Raw genomic sequence first — 17,684 nt, forward strand, 5'->3', positions numbered from 1 at the left:
AATTCAGCGCCACGGCCCGGCTTCGAGGGGGTTCATCGGCACTCCCGCACGGCGGGTGCCCAGATCACCACGGGCAGGCCATACGCATCTCGCTCCGGCGAGTCCGGCAACGGCACAGCGCATCCATCGAGGATGTCCCGGGCCACCACCAGGGCGGCCAGGGCGTCGAGGTGGTCGTCGGCTGGCACCCCCTTCACCCGGGCGTCGAGGAGGGCAGCCGGAAGGCCGGCCGCGTCAAGCAGAGTCCGGCGCAGGGCCAAGCCCTCTCGAGCCCGAACACCCTTCTTCGGCAGACCAAGGGGGCGGCCGCCGTTGAGGGCGTGGAACGCGACTTCCGGATGGACCTCGTGGACCCGCGACAGCAGCTCTGGCCGCGCCCGCAGGAGCGTGTCCACGGCGCGAACGGAGCGGAAGATATTGTAGCCCTGGATCGAGGGCGCGAAGGGCGGCTCGCTGGCCGCCCGCGAGGCGGCCTTCGCGGAATCGTAATCGGGCGCGTAGACAGCCGTGCGGGGCGGCATCGGGAAGACCGAGGATCGGGCGGGTCCGAGCCGGGCCCGGGCGGCCCGGTCGGCGCCCCGGCCACCCCCAAGGATCCGGTCCGGCAGCCCGATCGGCATGTCGATGCCGACGATCAGCGGCTGCTCCGGCGCATCGAGCAGGCTCGCCACGTCGGCAAACAGGGCACAGCGGTGCCGCTCCGGATCGTCGAGGTCGAGGAGCGCCCCCGCCCAGGCCCCCCGGCAGCCGTCGAGCCCCGCGACCCAGCGCGCCATCCCGCCCCCGCAATCGATCGTGAACGCATCGTCTTGCCCCACGATGCGTTCTTGCCCGGGACGCGGCGGAAAGCTATCGGCGATCTGGAGGGTGTTCCGCCGGCCCGGGAGAAGCGTGATGAGCGAGATCCGTCCCCGCCGCAGCGTGCTGGCCATGCCCGGCTCGAATGCCCGTGCCCTCGAGAAGGCGCGCACGCTCCCCGACGACGTGATTCTGATCGACTTGGAGGACGGCGTCGCCCCGGAGCGTAAGGAAGCGGCCCGCGCCGCGGTGGCTGCCGTAGTCTCGGCACGGGGCTTCGGCCCGCGCGAGGTCGTGGTGCGGATCAACCCGCCCGAAACCGAGGCCGGCGAGGCCGACCTCGCGGCTTTGGCCGGGGCCGGGGCCGACGCGATCCTGGTGCCGAAGGTGCGCAGCTCCGACGCGCTGATCGCCGTAGGCTCACGCCTGCGCCGGCTAGAGGCTCCCCCTGCGACCCGCATCTGGGCGATGATCGAGACCCCGATGGCGGTGGTCAACGCCGCCGAGATCGCCGGCGCCGCCCGGGACGTCGATGGACGGCTCGCGGCCCTGGTGATTGGCCCCAACGACCTCGTGACCGCGGCCCGGATCCGCCCCCCGGGGCGGGCAGCCCTGCGCCCCTGGCTGATGCAGGTCCTGGCCGCAGCCCGGGCCTACGAGATCGAGGCGATCGACGGCGTCTTCACCGACCTGCGGGATGGTGCCGGTTTCGAGGCGGAATGCGCCGAAGGTCGCGATCTCGGTTTTGATGGCAAGATGCTGATCCATCCGAGCCAGATCGGCCCGGCCAACGCCGCCTTTGGACCGGACGAGGCGGACATTGCCGAAGCGCGCCGGGTGGTGGCGGCCTTCGACGCGCCGGAGAATCAGGCCCAGGGCGTCATCGCGTTGGACGGGCGCATGGTCGAGCGCCTGCATGTCGAAGCCGCCCGGCGCATCTTGACCGTGGCCGAGGTGATCGCGCGGTTCGGCGCGTGAGCCTGCTGCCGGAAGTCGGCCTGCGCATCCTCGACCCACGGCTGCGGGGCTGGGGGTTTCCGCGCTGGGGCTCGGCGGCTGCCGCCGGCCTCGACCTGCATGCCTGCCTGGACGAGCCACTGGTCCTGTCGCCCGGGAGCGCGCCGGCCCTGATCCCGGCCGGCTTCAGCGTGCTGATCCGCAACCCCGACTGGTGCGGCCTGATCTTCCCCCGCTCCGGCCGCGGCCATCGCGACGGCCTCGTGCTCGGCAACGGGACCGGCGTGATCGATGCGGATTACGAAGGCCCTCTGATGGTCTCGGCCTGGAACCGTGACGCCGCGAATCCGATCCGGGTCGAGCCCGGGGACCGGATCGCGCAGCTGGTTTTTACACGCGTGACCCGGCCGGTCTTGACCATGCTGGAAGACGAGCCCGGGTCTGGCTCCGGCCGGGGTGCGGGCGGGTTTGGATCGAGCGGGCGGTAGGCCCCGCGCAGCAGCGCCGGATATCCAAATCCCCGCCGCCCTCCGCAATACCCGGCGAGTCCATACAACAACGTCATTCTGAAGCGCCCGCGAAGCGGACCTCGAAGGGATTTCTCCAGGACCCGTGCAGCCGGGTGCAGGGATCCTTCGAGAGCTACGCTGCGCTCCGACAACCTTGGACAAAGCAAAAGATTGGATATCAACGCTTTTAAGGCAACGCATATTGAAAATTCACGGCATCAACAAATCTATACCACAGAGTTATGAAAAATATTCAAATAGTATCTTTGTTCGACAAATTACAATCGATAAAATCTAGGTTTAATTTCTTGATCCAACATCTTGCCACTGCTAGCGGCGATCTGTTGGTGCAATGTTGATTCCCACTCCGGTCCGCTGTTCGGACAGAGGAATCGATCGCCGACATGGTTTCGCGACTGGATCGGCGCTCGCTTTTTCATGCCCAGCATATACATCCGCCATATTGCACCCCTGGCAACGCTTCTCCTCACGGCGAACCACGCCGCGACGGCGCAGGAAAACTCGATCCACCCTGAAATAACCTCGGTCCAACTCGAAACGCTCTCGGTCGAATCGCACAATCCGACAGCGGGCCGGGTGGGGCAGGGGGAGGCGGGCGGCCTGCCGAAGGCTTTTCCCGGTGGCCAGGTCGCCCGCGGCAGCCGGCTCGGGATCCTCGGCAACCGGGATTACATGCAGACGCCGTTCAGCACGGCGAGCTACACCGAGAAGACGATCCGCGACCTCCAAGCGGTCAGCGTCGGCGATGTCCTGACGCGCACGGATCCATCGGTTCGTGCCTCGATCGGCAGCGGCAACCGCTACGACGCGCTGACGATCCGCGGCTTCCGAGTCGACAACCGCGAGTTCGCCCTGAACGGCCTGTACGGCCTCGTGCCGGATTACCGGATCAATCCGGCCCCTCTCGAACGGATCGAGGTGCTCAAGGGTCCGGCGGCGTTCCTGTTCGGGGCCTCAATCTTCGGCAGCGTCGCCGGCACGGTGAACGTCGTCACCAAGCGCGCGGGCGACGAGCCGCTCAATCGGGCGACCGTCGATTACGCCTCCACGACGCGGGGCGGCGCAGAGATCGACGTGGCGCGGCGCTACGGCGACACGAAGCAGATCGGCGTGCGGATCAACGGCGCAGGTTTGGGCGGCGCCACGCCGATCGACCGCACCGCCCAGCGCAACGGCGTCGGCTCGCTGGCCCTCGACTATGACGGCGACCGCCTCCGCCTGTTCCTCGACGTCATCTATCAGCACGACGCCTATGACGCCCAGACCCGCGGCGGCAATCCGGTGCCGGGCCTGCGTATCCCCCGGGCGCCCGACCCGCGCCGGAACATGTCCCAGAACTTCGATTTCTCCCGTTCCGACAGCCTCACCACTCTGGGGCGGGCGGAATTCGACCTGACCTCGGACATCACGCTGTTCGCGGCGCTCGGCGGCAACCGGTTCATCTACGACAAGCAAGAGAATCCTGCCTTCACCCTCCTGGACTGGACCGGGCGGACCAAAGTGAACTCGATTTTCCAGACCGGCGACACGTCGACGCTGTCGGGCGAGGCGGGGGCCCGGGCGCGCTTCGAGACGGGTTGGATCAAGCACGAGGCCGTGTTCACCGCGACGTATCTCGACCAGGATCTGACGCTCGGTCAGATCACCTACCCGGACTATGACTCCAACCTCTACGCGCCTGTCCGCCTGGCCTGGCCGGGGCAACCGAAATCTGCATTCCCCCGGGGCCGGGCGAGCTACGACCGGATGACGAGCTACGCCGTGGCCGACACGATGTGGTGGCCGACGGGCTGGTCGAGCTGATGGTGGGCGCCCGCCGGCAGGAGATTGAGCTCGGCACCTACGCCCCGGTCACGGGCCTCCTGAGCAACACCTACGACAAGAGCGCGACGACCCCGGCCTTCGGCCTGGTGGTACGGCCCACCGAGGTGCTGTCGGTCTACGCCAACGCGGTTCAGGGCCTGACGGCGCTGAAGGCGCCCGGCTCCGCGATCAACTCCACGCAGACCTTCCCGCCGGCCCGGTCGCGGCAATACGAGATCGGCGCGAAGCTCGACTTCAAGACTTTTGGGGCGACGCTGGCCGCCTTCCAGATCACCCAGCCGGCCGGGAACGTCGATCCCGTGACCAATGTCTTCGGCGTCGGCGGCACGCAGCGGAATCGCGGCTTCGAGGGGACGATCTTCGGCGAGATCGTGCCCGACCTGCGCGTCATCGTCGGCGCGACCCTGCTCGACGCCCGCTGGCGCCGGACCCGGGGCGGCCTCTACGACGGCAATCCCGCAACCGGCGCACCGCGCTTCCAGGCCACCACGGGCCTCGAATGGGACACGCCGGTCCTGCGTGGCCTCACGGCGATCGCCACAGTGGTCTATACCGGCGCGTCCTATGCCGGCACGACGTTCACCAACCTGCCCTTCTCGAAGATCCCAGACTGGACGACCCTGGATCTCGGCCTGCGCTACGCGACGCTCGTGCAGGACAAGCCGGTCACGCTGCGCGCGACGATGAGCAACGTCACCGACAACCACTACTGGATCGCCAACCCGAACGGCGCCCTCATCCTGGGCGCCCCGCGCACTCTGTGGCTGTCGGCTTCCATCGACTTTTGAGATGCCAAGCCGTCATCGCGAGCGGAGCGGAGCGACCCAGCGCAGCGCGCGATCCCAGGAGGGTGCGTAGCCCTGGGTTGCTTCGCTCCGCTAGCAATGACGGGGGCGAGCGCGGGCCGGATGCTTCAGGCGCCGGAGCGTCTCAATCCAGCACCTTCCCCATCCGCCCGGCGAGATCCTGGATGAACTGGAAGGCGGTGCGGCCGGAGCGGGAGCCGCGGGTGGTGGCCCATTCCAGCGCCTCGGCGCGCAGGCGCTCGGGCGGCAGGTCGAGGCTGTAGCGCTCCGCATAGGCGCGGATCATCGCCAGAAACTCGTCCTGGCTGCATTTGTGGAAGCCGAGCCAGAGACCGAACCGGTCCGAGAGGGAGACCTTCTCCTCCACGGCCTCGCCGGGATTGATCGCCGTGGAGCGCTCGTTCTCGACCATGTCGCGGGCAAGCAGGTGCCGGCGGTTGGAGGTGGCGTAGAACAGGACGTTGCCCGGCCGGCCCTCGATGCCGCCGTCCAGCGCGGTTTTGAGCGACTTGTACGAGGTGTCGTCGCCGTCGAAGGACAGGTCGTCGCAATAGACCAGCCAGCGATGCGGATCGGGCCGCAGCAGCGCCATCAGGTCGGGCAGGGCCTCGATATCCTCCCGGTGGATCTCCACCAGCTTCATCGGCAGCGCGCCCTCGGGCCGGCGGGCGTTGATTTCGGCATGGGCCGCCTTGACCAGCGAGGACTTGCCCATGCCGCGGGCGCCCCAGAGCAGGGCGTTGTTGGCCGGCAGGCCGCGGGCGAAGCGCTCGGTGTTCTCGATCAGGGTGTCGCGGGCCCGATCGATGCCGGTGAGCAGGCCGATCTCCACCCGGGCCACCTGGGGCACCGGGGTGAGCCGCCGCTCGGGTCCCCACAGGAAGGCGTCGGCGGCGTTCGGGTCGAAGGCCGGCGGGGCGGGCGGGGCGGCCCGCTCCAGCGCGGTGGCGATCCGCTCCAGGAGCGGCATCAGGGTCTCGAGGCTCGTCATCGGATCGGGGGGGGTTGGCTGCCGGGTCGGAGGAGCAACCGTACTACGGCGTTCGGCTCCGAAAATCATCCGGCCGACGATTGCATCGGCCCGGGGCCGAACACGCCTCGTGATCGAGCGTTGGCTCCTTCAAGAAGCCGGGGAGGGCGCCGATGGAAGCGGGACCGACGATCCGGATCACCCAGGTCGGCGCTTACGTCTTTACGGTCGATTTCGGCGCCGCCCTGCCCGGCCTCCTCACCGACGAGGCGCCCCCGATCGGCGGCGGCACCGGTCCGGTCCCGGAGCAAATGCTGATCGCCGGGGTGGCGAACTGCCTGTGCGCCAGCCTGGTCTTCGCCCTGGGCAAGTTCCGGCAGGACGCCCAGGGCGTCGCTGCAGAGGCCGCCTGCCGGGTCACGCGCAATCCGGAAGGCCGGCTGCGGATCACCGGGATCGACGTGCGCATCCTTCTTGGCGCGGAATCCGACGCGATGCCGCGGATCGACCGGGTGCTCGACCAGTTCCAGCGCTTCTGCACGGTCTCGGAGAGCGTGAAGGCCGGGATCCCGGTCGCCGTCTCGGTGGAGGATGGCGGCGGGCGGCGACTCGCATGACCGGCCCCAGGCCGGATCCCGAATGTCCCGCGGGCGAAGACCGCCGCGCCTCGTTTCTGCGGACGGGATGATCCGCCCTTCGCCCCGAAACCGTTACCCCCCTAGCCTTCACAGGAGCGACGCATGGCCCAAGACAACCGGGACGCTGCAACCGAGCCGGCGGCGCTGGCCGAACTCTTCAACCAACGCGCCAATGCCGGCGATGTCGAGGGGCTGGTGGCGCTCTACGAGCCGGGGGCGGTGCTGGCGGTCGGGCGTGTGGTCGCCACCGGGCATGACGAAATCCGGGCCTTCTACGCCAACCTGCTCGGGCGCAAATCCGAGTTCCCGGCTCCCGAGACGCTGGAGCCCGTGTGCAACGGCGATCTCGCCCTCACCTTCGCCCGGTTGCCCAACGGCGCGCTCTCGGTGGAGGTCGCCCGGGCGCAGCCGGACGGGACCTGGCTCTGGGCGATCGACCAGTTGAAGATCGCGCCGCCGAGGGAGTAGCCGTGCCGCGCTTGTCCCACCGGACGCGATGCGGCAAAGCGGGGGCCGCGCGCCCCGAGCCTGCGCGCCGATCCGAGCCGACACGATGCACGACATCCGAGCCATCCGGGACAACCCGGACGCCTTCGACCGCGACCTCGCCCGCCGTGGCCTCGCGCCGCTCTCGGCCGAGCTGATCGCCCTCGACGAGGCGCGGAAATCGTCCGTCTCGGCGGCCCAGGCCAACCAGGAGCGGCGCAACGCGCTGGCCAAGGAGATCGGCGGCGCCAAGAAGGCCAAGGACGAGGCCCGCGCCGCGGCCCTGATGGCGGAGGTCGCCGCCCTCAAGGCCGCCGAGCCGGCCCTAAAGGCGGCGGAAGGTGAGGCCGACAGGGCACTAGCCGATAAGCTCGCCGCGATCCCGAATCGCCCGAAGCCTGACGTGCCGGACGGCGCCGACGAGCACGGCAACGTCCTCTACCGCAGCCACGCCTCGACCCGGGAGCGCCTGACCGAGGGGAAGGAGCATTTCGAGCTCGGCGAGGCCTGCGGGCTGATGGATTTCGACTCCGCCGCCAAGCTCTCCGGCTCGCGCTTCGTGGTGCTGAAGGGCCAGCTCGCCCGGCTGGAGCGGGCGCTCGGCCAGTTCATGCTCGACCTGCACACGCAGGAGCACGGGTATCTGGAGGTCGCGCCGCCGGTGCTGGTGCGGGATGCGGCCATGTTCGGCACGGCGCAGCTGCCGAAGTTCGAGGACGATCAATTCTCGGTCTTCAAGGGCTTGGATTACGTCAAGGCGCTGCAGCGCCAGTCGGATCAGACCGCAGAAGACGCCGCACCGGTCAGCGACGAGCATTTCTGGCTTGTCCCGACCGCGGAGGTACCGCTGACCAACCTCGTGCGCGAATCCATCCTGCGCGAAGAAGAACTGCCCCTGCGCTTCACCGCGCTCACGCCCTGCTTCCGGGCCGAGGCCGGGGCGGCGGGGCGGGATACGCGGGGCATGCTGCGCCAGCACCAGTTCAACAAGGTCGAGATGGTCTCGATCACCACGCCGGACGAGTCCGACAACGAGCACGAGCGCATGCTCACCTGCGCGGAGGCGGTCCTCAAGAAACTCGATCTGCCCTACCGGGTGATGACGCTCTGCACCGGCGACATGGGCTTCGCCTCTCAGAAAACCTACGACATCGAGGTCTGGGTGCCGGGCCAGCGCACCCACCGAGAGATTTCTTCGTGTTCCGTCTGCGGTGAGTTCCAGGCCCGACGGATGAACGCGCGCTACCGGGGCAAGGACGGCAAGCCGGCCTATGTCCATACGCTGAATGGCTCAGGCGTCGCGGTCGGCCGCGCCCTGATCGCCGTGATGGAGAACTATCAGAACCCGGACGGGAGCATCACGATCCCGTCGGTGCTCCACCCCTATATGGGCGGGCTCAACCGGATCGAAGGGGCCCGCTGATGCGCATCCTAGTCACCAACGACGACGGCATCCACGCGCCGGGGCTCGCCACCCTGGAGGAGATTGCCCGGGAGCTGTCGGACGACGTGTGGGTCGTGGCGCCGGAGAGCGACCAATCCGGCGTCTCGCACTCGCTCTCGCTCAACGACCCGCTGCGCCTGCGGCAGGTCTCGGAGCAGCGCTTCGCGGTGAAGGGCACGCCCTCCGATTGCGTGATCCTGGGCGTGCGCCACATCCTGGGCGATCACGGGCCGGACCTGATCCTGTCGGGGGTCAACCGCGGCCAGAACGTCGCCGAGGACGTGACCTATTCGGGCACGATCGCGGCCGCCATGGAAGGCACGATCCTCGGCATCCGCTCGATCGCCCTGAGCCAGGCCTACGGGGCCGGCGGCCGCAGCGCGCTCAAATGGGATTGCGCCCGCGAGCACGGCCCGAAGGTCGTCCGTAAGATCCTGGAGACCGGGATCGAGCCCGGCATCCTGATCAACGTGAACTTCCCGGATTGCGAGCCGGCGGAAGTGCAGGGCGTCGCGGTGGCGGCGCAGGGTTTCCGCAACCAGGCGCTGCTCTCGATCGACGCCCGGGTGGACGGGCGCGGCAATCCGTATTTCTGGCTGGCCTTCGCCAAGGCCCGATTCGAGCCGGGCCACGGCTCGGACCTCAAGGCGATCGCGGAGAAGCGGATTTCCGTGACGCCCCTGCGCCTCGACCTCACGGACGAGCCGACCCTGACCCGCTTCGCGCAGGCCTTCGCGGCGTGATCGACCTGGGCGGCCTTGAGGAGGCTGCCGGCAACGCGGCCTTCGTCATGGCGCTCCGGGGCCGGGGGATGCGGGACACCGCGATCCTGAGGGCCATGGAGCAGGTCCCGCGGGAACCCTTCGCCCCCGCGGCCCATCGCGCCCAGGCCCGGCGGGACATCGCCCTGCCGCTGCCCTGCGGCGCCTCGATGACCGCGCCGACCCTGGTGGCGCAGATGCTGGCGCTCCTGCGGGTCGAGCCTGGCCACCGGGTTTTGGAGATCGGCACCGGCTCGGGCTATACGACGGCGCTCCTAGCGAAGCTCGGGGCCGGCGCTGTCCTGAGCCTGGAGCGCTATGCGACGCTCGCCCGCGAGGCCGCTGTACGGCTCTCCGACCAATCCGAAATCCACGTGGTCCAGGCCAATGGCCTCGCCCCGGAGCTGCCGGATGGCGGCTTCGACCGGATCCTGGTCCACGGCAGCGTCGAGGCCATCCCGCCGCACTGGCGCGCCGCCCTCGAACCGGGGGGCCGCCTGGTGACCGGCCTGAGCCCAGATGGCCGCTGCCGGATCGCGACCCTGTCGAGCCCGGAGGCCGAACCGGAACTCGGCCCGCCAACGCGTTTGGCGGCGCTGGTGCCCGGGTTGGCGCGGGTGCTGTGACGTTCCCGTTCTACGCCGTCATTGCGAGCGTAGCGAAGCAACCTAGGGCAGCGCGCGATCTCAGAACGGTAGCGTTTCCCTGGGTCGCTTCGCTGCGCTCGCAATGACGGTGAGGGTCGTTCGCTCGAAGGTGTTCACCCAATCCGTCGCGACGCCCGCCACAGCCGCCACAGCCTGCGCCAGCGCGGCAGGTCGATGATCGTGTTGAGCGGGTCGTAGCTCGCCCGCTCCATCGTCGCGAGGTAGGGCTCGACCAGGGCCACCGGCAGGAACGCCGTGCCTGCGAGCGGCGCGATAGTCGGGCGGGCAGCCTCGAAGGCCTTGAGATGGGTCCGGGCGAGGTCACGCAGGTCGGCGCAGGCCCGGCGCAGGCCGGGGCCGCCGCGGCCGCTGGTGATGTCCTCGCGGGTGACGCCGTAGCGGGCGAGCACATCGGCGGGCAGGTAAACCTGGCCGGAGCGGGCGTGCCAGGGCAGGGCGCGCAGCAGGCCGGTGAGGCCGTAGGCCACGCCGGCATGGCCGGCAGCGCCCGCGCCGCCGGGCTCGGTGCCGTTGCCGATCACCAGGCTCGCCAGCCGGAACAGGGCGGAGGCGGTCTCGCCGCAATAGCCCTCCAGGTCGTTCACCCGGGGCATCGGGTCCTCGTAGAGGTCGAACACCCGGGCGTCGATCAGGTCCACGAAGGGCTGGCGCAGGAGGCGGTTGACGCGGATCGCCTCTTCGAGGGCCGCGGCCACCGGGTTGGCTCGGACATCGCCCCTTGCCTCGCCCTGGAGCGCATCGCGCCACCATTGCAGGCGGATTTCGCCGGCCATCGGGTTCGAGGCGGCCTCGCGCACCCGCGCGATGGTCAGGCTGAAGGCATAGAGCGCGAAGAGGTGCGGCCGGGCGGCGGCCGGGGCGAACAGGGTCGCATAGTAGCGGTCGGGGTCGCCCTCCCGGGCCAATTGCTCGCAATGGGCCTGCGCGAAGGGCAGGCCGGTCTCGGCAGGCTTGTCGTCGACCTCCGGCATCAATCGACCACGATCAGGGCGGCCGCAACCTTGCGGTTCTCGGCCACCAGGATGTTGTAAGTGCGGGCCGCCGCCCCGGTCTGCATCACGTCGAGGCCAACGCCGGCATCCTTAAGCCAGCCGCGCAGGGACGGGTCGATGGCCGCGATGTCGAGGCCGGTGCCGACCAGAAGCAACTCGATCCCCGCCGCCTCGGCCTGGACCGGCCGCAACGCGGTCCGGTCGATCGCCTTCGGAGAGGTCACGTCCCAGGCGCGCACGCCCGAGGGCAGAAGCAGGAGCGAGCCGCGATGCGACATCCCGGCAAAGCGGAAGCCGCCATTGCCATAGGTGTCGATGATGTGGCGCCCCGGCACGAAGCCGGAGTCAAAGTTTTTCGGACTCGCCGGCTCGGCCATCGCGTCAAAAATTACTCGGCGGGTTGCGGGACGCCGGAGCGCTCGGCCGCCGCCCGGGCGCCCGAGAGCATCAGCCCCAGATAGATCAACACCGGAGTCGAGACGAAGATCGCCGAGTAGGTGCAGATCACGACGCCGCAGAGCATCACGATGGCAAAGCCCTTGATCGCCTCGCCGCCGAACAGGACCAGCGCCAGGAGCGACAGGCCCGACGAGATCGAGGTCATCACGGTGCGCGACATGGTCGAGTTGATCGACAGGTTCAGCAGGTCGACCGTGGGGATGGTCTTGTAGCGCCGCATCAGCTCGCGGGTCCGGTCGAACACCACGACGGTCTCGTTGAGCGAGTAGCCGACGATGGTCAGGATCGCGGCGATAGAGGTCATATTGAACTCGATGCGGGTGATGATGAACACGCCCACCGTCAGGACGATGTCGTGGAGCGTACCGACGATGGCGCCGAGCGCCAGCTCCCGCTCGAACCGGAACCAGAGGTAGAGCAGCACCGCGACCACCGACAGCACGACGCCGAGCGTGCCGGACTGGACCAGCTCGCCCGACACGCGCGGGCCGACGGTCTCGGTGCGGCGGAAATCGTAATCAGCGTCGAAGGCGGCATGCGCCTTGTTCATCACGGCGGTCTGGCCCTGCTCGCCGGGCTGGAGCGGTAGGCGCACCAGCACGGTGCCCTGGTTGCCAAGTTCCTGCACCTCCGGCTCGCCGAAGCCGAAGCCCACCGCGGTGTGCCGGATCGCGGCCACGTCGGCGGTGCCGGACTTGGCCTGCAGCTCGACCAGGGTGCCGCCCTTGAAGTCGATGCCGAAGTTCAGCCCGATGGTGAGGAACAGCACTACGGTGACGAGCGACAGAACCGCCGAGAGCGGAAAGGTCAGCCGCCGGAAGCGCATGAAGTCGAAATGCGATTCATCGGGCCAGAGGCGGAGCAGGCGCATTTTTTCGTCTCGGTTCGCGTATCGGGCGCGCGGGGGCGCCGGATGATCGACGCGGGTTCTTCCCGCTCGCTCCGTCATTCCGGGGCGCCGTAGGTGAGCCCGGAATCCAGACGCGCGGTGGCGGCAGGATCGGGCGCCGTTGGCGGCTCTGGATCCCAGGCTCCGCTGCGCGGCCCCGGGATGACAGGTCTGTGTCGGATCGCCCGGCCAACCTCCTCGGAAGATTTGAAGCCTCAGAACGGCAGGGCCTTCGGCCTGAACGTCTTATACCACACCGCGATCATCATCCGGGTCAGCGTCACGGCGGTGATGACGGTGGTCAGGATGCCAAGGATGAACACCACGGCAAACCCCTTCACCGGCCCGGAGCCAAGGAAGAACAGGATCAGCGCGGCGATCGCCATGGTCGAGTTCGAGTCGATGATCGTCGCGAAGGCGCGGTCGAAGCCGGCCTGGAGCGCGGAGATCAGCGAGCGGCCGGCATGGCTCTCCTCGCGCATGCGCTCGTAGATCAGCACGTTGGAATCCACCGCCGTGCCGATAGTGAGCACGATGCCGGCGATGCCCGGCAGGGTCATGGTCGCCTCGAGCACCGACATCAGGCCCAGGATCAGCCCGACATGGACCATCAGGGCGATGTTGGCGATGAACCCGAAGGTGCCGTAGGTGGCGAACATGAAGCAGACCACGAGGCCCGCCGCCACCAGGGTCGCGAGCTTGCCGGCCTGGATCGAGTCCCGGCCGAGGCCAGGGCCGACGACGCGGCGCTCGACCACGGTGAACTTCGCCGGCAAGGCGCCGGCCCGGAGCAGGACTGACAGGTCGTTGGCCTGCTGAACCGTGAAGTTGCCGGTGATCTGGCCCGAGCCGCCGGTGATCGCCGAGCGGATCACGGGAGCCGAGACCACCTCATTGTCGAGCACGATCGCCATGCGCCGGCCGACATTCTCCGAGGTCGCCTGGCCAAAGCGCTGGGCGCCGCGCAGGTTGAATTTGAAGCTGACCATCGGCTCGTGCGACTGCTGGTCGAAGGCCGGCTGGGCGTCGGTCAGCTCGCCGCCATCGGCCATGACCCGGCGCTCGACCGGGACCTTGGCGCCCTTCTCGTCCTTGGAGGGCAGCATGTCGACGTCGCCCGAGGGGCTGTCGGCGAGCATGCGGAACTCGAGCTTGGCGGTGGAGCCCAGCAGCTTCTCCAGCCGCTCCGGGTTCTGCTCGCCCGGGACCTGGATCAGGATCCGGTCGGCGCCCTGCTGCTGGATCGAGGGCTCGGTGGTGCCGGTGGAATCGAGCCGGCGCCGGATGACCTCGATGCCTTGGCTGACCGCCCGGCGGGTGCGGTCGGTGATGCCGGCGTCGGTGAGTGTCAGGCGGATCACGCCACCGGGCTGCTCAGTGATATCGAGGGTGCGGGCGGCGGTCTGGCCGATCGACGTGGTGATCGGCAGCGACAAGTCCTGCAGCTTCGGCAGGACCTTGGCTCGGGCCGCATCGTCCGCGACCTTCACTTGGACGCCGCGCTGAAGCAGGCCGATACCGCCGTCGGCGCGGACGTTCTCCTGTTGCAGCGTGCGGCGCACGTCGTCCCGCAGGGCCTTGGCCTGGGAGGCAATCAGCTCGTTCTGGTCGACCTCCAGCAGCAGCTGCGAGCCGCCCTGGAGGTCGAGGCCGAGTACGATGCCCCGGGTCGGGACGATCCAGGTCGGGAACCAGGACGGCAGGCTCGCCACGAAGCCCTTGCGCTGCTCGGGCGTGAAGAAGCTCGGCACCGCGAGCATCAAGCCGATCAGGATCGCCGCGAGGGTCGTGATGATCTTCGCACGGGAGAAGCGCAGCATCGGCCGGTGTTTTCTCTGTCAAGCCGGCGACTTACGCCGGCCGCTTCATGAAAGGTGTCAGGCGGCCTTGGCCGGTCCGCCCTTGGCGCGGACCTCGGAGATCATCGTCCGCACGACCCGGACGCGGACGTTCGGGGCGATCTCGACCTCGATCTCCGGCTGGTCGTCCACGGACTTCGTCACGCGACCGACGAGGCCGCCATTGGTGACGATCGTGTCGTCCCGGCGCACCGCCTTGATCAGCGCCTGGTGGTCCTTGACCCGTTTCTGCTGCGGTCGCAGGATCAGGAAATACATGATCACGAAGATCAGGACGAACGGGATCACCTGAAAGGCGATCTCCGCTCCGCCAGCGGCCGTAGCGGCCCCTTGCGCGAAGGCGGGGGTGATCAACGAGCGTCTCCTGCGATTGGCACGCAGGCCTGCCGCCGATTGCGGCGTCCGCAGACCTGTCTGAAAGCGCGCGGACTATAGCCAGGGGCTTCCCGAAAGCAACGCCCCCTGCTCAGGCCCTCACAGCAGGCCGAGCACAGCCTCCGCGAAGGTGTCCGGTGCCTCCTGGGGAAAGTTGTGTCCGACCCCCGAGACGACGGCGCGCCGGTAGGGCCCGGTGAAATGCGCCGCGTCGGTATCGGTCGCCGGCGGTGGGCCGACGCCGTCGTCGGCGCCGAGCAGGACCACCGACGGTACCGTGATCGGCGGCTGGCATGCCAGCCGGGCCTCGATCGCGACGAGCGTCGGATCGCCGGAGACCAGGCCGAAGCGATGGCGGTAGGAGTGGACCACCACGTCCACGAAATCCGGGTTCTCTTCGAAGGATCGGGCGGTCCGGGCGTACATCTCTTCGGTGAACCGCCAGGTCGGCGACCACAGCCGCCACAACAACGCGCAGAATTCCGAGCGGTTGGCTGCCAGGCCGGCGCGACCGCGCTCGCCGTGGAGATAATACTGGTACCACAACCTGTGCTCGACATCCGGCGCGGCCGGTTTGCCGGAGGCCTGGATATTCTGAATGTTGTAGCCCACGCCGCAGCTGACCAGCCCGGCGGCCCGATCCGGCCAGAGGGCCGCGACCACGCAGGCCGCCCGGCCGCCCCAATCGTAGCCGGCGAGCACCGCCCGCTCGATCCCGAGCGCGTCCAGGAAGGCCAGGAGGTCGGAACCGAGGGCCGCCTGCTCGCCGGAGCGTGGGGTGGCGGGATCACGGAACCGGGTCGGCCCGTAGCCCCGCAGATACGGGATCAGGCAGCGCACCCCGGATCCGGCCAGGCGCTCGGCCGCCGCGTCATAGGCGTGGATGTCGTACGGGAAGCCGTGGAGCAGCACCGCCGGCGTCCCGTCCGGAGGACCGACTTCCCGGTAGGCGACGTCGAGAACACCGGCCAGCACGCGTTTCACGGAACGCTCCCCCCCCTGCATCCGGCACCCTAACCGATTCCCCGCGCAATTTCCGCATGCGCTCTTGCCGCCGGGCCGATACGCCCGACCTTGGGCGCGGTGACGGAACCAGGAGACACGACGCGATGGGCCTGCTCGACGGTGTGAAGACCCTGATCGGCGACGTGGTCGCGGCAGCCGACCGGGCGGTCGTGAACGCCGGCAGCGGCAAGCTCGCGTTGGCGCTGGCGAAATTCTATCCCGGCGGACTGGTCGCCTTCCTGGATCGCCTGCGCGAGGCCGGCCACGGCGACGCTGTCGAGTCCTGGATCGGGTCCGGTGAGAACCGCCCCATCCCGGCCGCTGCCATTGCCGGCTGCCTGCCGGAGGCGGTCACCGAGCGGCTGGCCTACGACCTCAACCTGCCCGCCGGGCGGGTGCCGACGGCCCTCGCCGAGTTCCTGCCTGCGGCGGTCGCAGCCCAGAGCAAGGACGGCAAGCTGAAGCCCCAGCCGAATTTCAGCACGCAGGTGCGCTGAGGGCACTGAGCCTCGGTCGCGCGGCGCCAACAAAAACGGCGGCCCCTCTCGGGACCGCCGCCTAAGGTGTCGTCGCGCCGTCTCAGTTGCTGGCGAGCTGGGACATCGGGTCCACGGGCGAGCCGCCCTTGCGGATCTCGAAGTGCAGCTGCGGCGAGGTCACGTTGCCGGAGGCGCCGGACTTGGCGATGGTCTGGCCGCGCTTGACCTTGTCGCCGGGCTTCACGTCGATCTCGCCGTTATGGGCGTAGGCCGAGACGAAGCCGTTGGCGTGGCGCACCAGCACCAGCTTGCCGTACCCCTTCACGTCCGAGCCGGCATAGGCGACGGTGCCCTCCTCGGCGGCCTTCACCGGCGTGCCTTCCGGCACCGCGATGTTGATGCCCTCGTTGCCCGAGGTGCCGTAGCCCGAGATCACCCGGCCCTTGGCGGGCCAGCGGAAGCTCTCCGACGGGGTCGCATCGGCGACGGAACCGGTGGCGGCGGGCTCGGGCTTGGCCGGCGCGGCCGCGGCGACCGGCTTCGGCGCCTCCTTGGCGGCGACCTTCTCGGGCTTCTCCGCGGCGGCGGCCTTCTGGGCCGCTTCCTTGGCGGCCTTGGCCTCGGCGAGCTTCTGGGTGGCCTCGGCCTTCGCGGCCGCCTTGGCCTCGGCCTTGGCTTCCATCGCCTTCGCCTCGGCCTTGGCCTTCGCGTCCGCCTTCGGATCGGCCTTCTTCTCATCCGCCTTGGCGGCCTGGCCCGGGCGGACGTGCTTCTTCTTGTCGGCCTCCTTCAGGGGAGCCTCCTTCAGGGAAGCCTCCTTGCGGAATTTCTCATCCGCGACCTTGCGGGCAGCGGTATCCCGGGCGAGCGCCTCCTTGCGGTCCGCCTCCTTCTCGGCGGCGGCCCGCTTGGCGTCTTCGCGCTTGGCCTCTTCGCGCTTGGCCTCCTCACGCTTGGCCGCCTCCTTGGCGTCCTCGCGCTTGGAGGGAACCTTCGCTTCGATCTGCCGGGCGTCCTCACGCTTCTCCTCGACGGCCCGGGCCGGACGCGCGGTCATCGGGGCCGCGGCCGGGTTCATTCCGGAGGCGTTGTAGACCGGGATGACGATCTGCCGGCCGGGGGTGATCTGGCTGGCATTGGACAGGCCGTTGGCCGACAGGATCGCGGAGGCGGGGACCCCGAAGCGCGTCGACATCTGGTTCAGGCTGTCGTTCTTCGACACCGTGATCTGGGTGCCACCCTGTGCGCTCCAGCCGGGGGCGCCGGTGGAGGCGACGCGGGTGGCCGGCGCGGCCGCAGGGGTCGGGGCCGGGATCGCCGTGGCCGCCGGGCGCGGGGCCGCACCGGGGGCGCCGAGCGCCTCGGACTGGATCCGGCCGGTGCGGATCGCCGGCGCCGGCTTGAGGCTGCCCTCCGGCAGGCTGCCGGTGGCGGCAGGCTCCGACGAGAAGGGGTTGGAAAATGGGTTGCTCAGGCGCGATGCGTCCGAGGAACAGGCGGCGGCACCGCCACCAATGATGCCGATGAGGGCGACGCGTGACAGCGTCCGTAACCCTCGACCCGTACCGCGCACCCGCATCGACACACCCGTTTGCCTGACGCAACTTGATGCCGCAATGAAGACGGATTCAGGTTAAGCAACCGTTCCCGTCCAGCTTATCCGTGACCGCCCCGCGCTGTGCCACACGGATCGTCGAAGCCTGCGCGGGATGAAATCGGGGGGCACAACCGTGCCTTTTCCGGC

19 protein-coding genes are annotated in these 17,684 nt (G+C 69.2%); 10 read left to right on the top strand and 9 right to left on the bottom strand.

From position 1 onward, the window contains the following. Positions 1-32 precede the first annotated feature (32 nt). Positions 33-776, bottom strand: a complete 744-nt coding sequence (locus MKK65_RS13100; protein ID WP_243958213.1) for a DUF429 domain-containing protein — start codon at positions 774-776, stop codon at positions 33-35. Positions 777-894: 118 nt separating this feature from the next. Between MKK65_RS13100 and MKK65_RS13105 the strand changes: the two genes are divergently transcribed. The 4 genes from MKK65_RS13105 (at position 895) to MKK65_RS13120 (ending at position 4,897) form a co-directional block, all read left to right on the top strand. Further along, positions 895-1,776, top strand: a complete 882-nt coding sequence (locus tag MKK65_RS13105) for an HpcH/HpaI aldolase/citrate lyase family protein (RefSeq protein ID WP_243958125.1) — start codon at positions 895-897, stop codon at positions 1,774-1,776. Beyond that, complete coding sequence (gene dut / locus MKK65_RS13110; RefSeq protein ID WP_243958126.1) at positions 1,773-2,243, top strand: dUTP diphosphatase; 471 nt, start codon at positions 1,773-1,775, stop codon at positions 2,241-2,243. Before MKK65_RS13105 ends, dut begins: the two co-directional genes overlap by 4 nt. A gap of 459 nt (positions 2,244-2,702) precedes the next feature. Beyond that, positions 2,703-4,088, top strand: coding sequence for a TonB-dependent receptor (locus MKK65_RS13115; RefSeq protein ID WP_243958128.1), 1,386 nt, complete (start codon positions 2,703-2,705; stop codon positions 4,086-4,088). Then, positions 4,064-4,897, top strand: a complete 834-nt coding sequence (locus MKK65_RS13120; protein WP_243958130.1) for a TonB-dependent receptor — start codon at positions 4,064-4,066, stop codon at positions 4,895-4,897. Before MKK65_RS13115 ends, MKK65_RS13120 begins: the two co-directional genes overlap by 25 nt. A 142-nt stretch (positions 4,898-5,039) precedes the next feature. Here the strand turns inward: MKK65_RS13120 and MKK65_RS13125 are convergent, their stop codons facing one another. After that, a complete protein-coding gene (locus MKK65_RS13125) occupies positions 5,040-5,906 on the bottom strand; it encodes an ATP-binding protein (RefSeq protein ID WP_243958132.1) in 867 nt (288 codons plus the stop codon). Positions 5,907-6,058: 152 nt separating this feature from the next. Here MKK65_RS13125 and MKK65_RS13130 point away from each other — a divergent pair, with 152 nt between their 5' ends. From MKK65_RS13130 to MKK65_RS13150, 5 genes are all read left to right on the top strand, one after another. Beyond that, positions 6,059-6,502, top strand: a complete 444-nt coding sequence (locus MKK65_RS13130) for an OsmC family protein (protein ID WP_243958134.1) — start codon at positions 6,059-6,061, stop codon at positions 6,500-6,502. 123 nt (positions 6,503-6,625) lie between these two features. After that, entirely contained in the window at positions 6,626-6,991 is a 366-nt protein-coding gene (locus tag MKK65_RS13135) for a YybH family protein (protein WP_243958136.1), read from the top strand. An 85-nt stretch (positions 6,992-7,076) separates the two neighbouring features. Beyond that, entirely contained in the window at positions 7,077-8,432 is a 1,356-nt protein-coding gene (gene serS / locus MKK65_RS13140; protein ID WP_243958138.1) for a serine--tRNA ligase, read from the top strand. Next, entirely contained in the window at positions 8,432-9,196 is a 765-nt protein-coding gene (surE, locus tag MKK65_RS13145; RefSeq protein WP_243958140.1) for a 5'/3'-nucleotidase SurE, read from the top strand. Before serS ends, surE begins: the two co-directional genes overlap by 1 nt. Further along, the gene (locus tag MKK65_RS13150; protein WP_243958142.1) at positions 9,193-9,840 is read left to right on the top strand and encodes a protein-L-isoaspartate O-methyltransferase family protein; all 648 of its coding nucleotides are present in this window, start codon (positions 9,193-9,195) and stop codon (positions 9,838-9,840) included. Before surE ends, MKK65_RS13150 begins: the two co-directional genes overlap by 4 nt. 134 nt (positions 9,841-9,974) lie before the next feature. Here the strand turns inward: MKK65_RS13150 and MKK65_RS13155 are convergent, their stop codons facing one another. From MKK65_RS13155 to MKK65_RS13180, 6 genes are all read right to left on the bottom strand, one after another. Then, positions 9,975-10,853 carry a phytoene/squalene synthase family protein gene (locus MKK65_RS13155; protein WP_243958144.1) on the bottom strand — a complete coding sequence of 293 codons (879 nt, stop codon included), beginning with the start codon at positions 10,851-10,853 and terminating at the stop codon, positions 9,975-9,977. After that, positions 10,853-11,251 carry an Mth938-like domain-containing protein gene (locus tag MKK65_RS13160; RefSeq protein WP_243958146.1) on the bottom strand — a complete coding sequence of 133 codons (399 nt, stop codon included), beginning with the start codon at positions 11,249-11,251 and terminating at the stop codon, positions 10,853-10,855. The genes MKK65_RS13155 and MKK65_RS13160 overlap by 1 nt, the downstream gene beginning before the upstream one ends. A gap of 11 nt (positions 11,252-11,262) precedes the next feature. After that, positions 11,263-12,204, bottom strand: coding sequence for a protein translocase subunit SecF (secF, locus tag MKK65_RS13165; RefSeq protein WP_058191332.1), 942 nt, complete (start codon positions 12,202-12,204; stop codon positions 11,263-11,265). A gap of 233 nt (positions 12,205-12,437) precedes the next feature. Further along, positions 12,438-14,042 (bottom strand): protein translocase subunit SecD, encoded by a 1,605-nt coding sequence (gene secD, locus MKK65_RS13170; RefSeq protein ID WP_243958148.1) that lies wholly within the window; start codon positions 14,040-14,042, stop codon positions 12,438-12,440. Positions 14,043-14,099: 57 nt separating this feature from the next. Next, positions 14,100-14,435 carry a preprotein translocase subunit YajC gene (gene yajC / locus MKK65_RS13175; RefSeq protein WP_243958149.1) on the bottom strand — a complete coding sequence of 112 codons (336 nt, stop codon included), beginning with the start codon at positions 14,433-14,435 and terminating at the stop codon, positions 14,100-14,102. A gap of 120 nt (positions 14,436-14,555) precedes the next feature. Further along, on the bottom strand, positions 14,556-15,440 hold the full coding sequence (locus MKK65_RS13180) for an alpha/beta fold hydrolase (protein WP_243958150.1): 885 nt from the start codon (positions 15,438-15,440) through the stop codon (positions 14,556-14,558). A 125-nt stretch (positions 15,441-15,565) separates the two neighbouring features. Between MKK65_RS13180 and MKK65_RS13185 the strand changes: the two genes are divergently transcribed. Continuing rightward, entirely contained in the window at positions 15,566-15,958 is a 393-nt protein-coding gene (locus MKK65_RS13185) for a YidB family protein (protein WP_243958151.1), read from the top strand. An 82-nt stretch (positions 15,959-16,040) separates the two neighbouring features. Here the strand turns inward: MKK65_RS13185 and MKK65_RS13190 are convergent, their stop codons facing one another. Next, positions 16,041-17,519: a peptidoglycan DD-metalloendopeptidase family protein gene (locus MKK65_RS13190; RefSeq protein ID WP_243958152.1), complete on the bottom strand. Its 1,479-nt coding sequence runs from the start codon at positions 17,517-17,519 to the stop codon at positions 16,041-16,043. Between the last annotated feature and the right edge of the window lie 165 nt (positions 17,520-17,684).

It is taken from the genome of Methylobacterium sp. J-001 (assembly GCF_022829565.1).
In the GTDB taxonomy this organism is placed as follows: Bacteria; Pseudomonadota; Alphaproteobacteria; order Rhizobiales; family Beijerinckiaceae; genus Methylobacterium.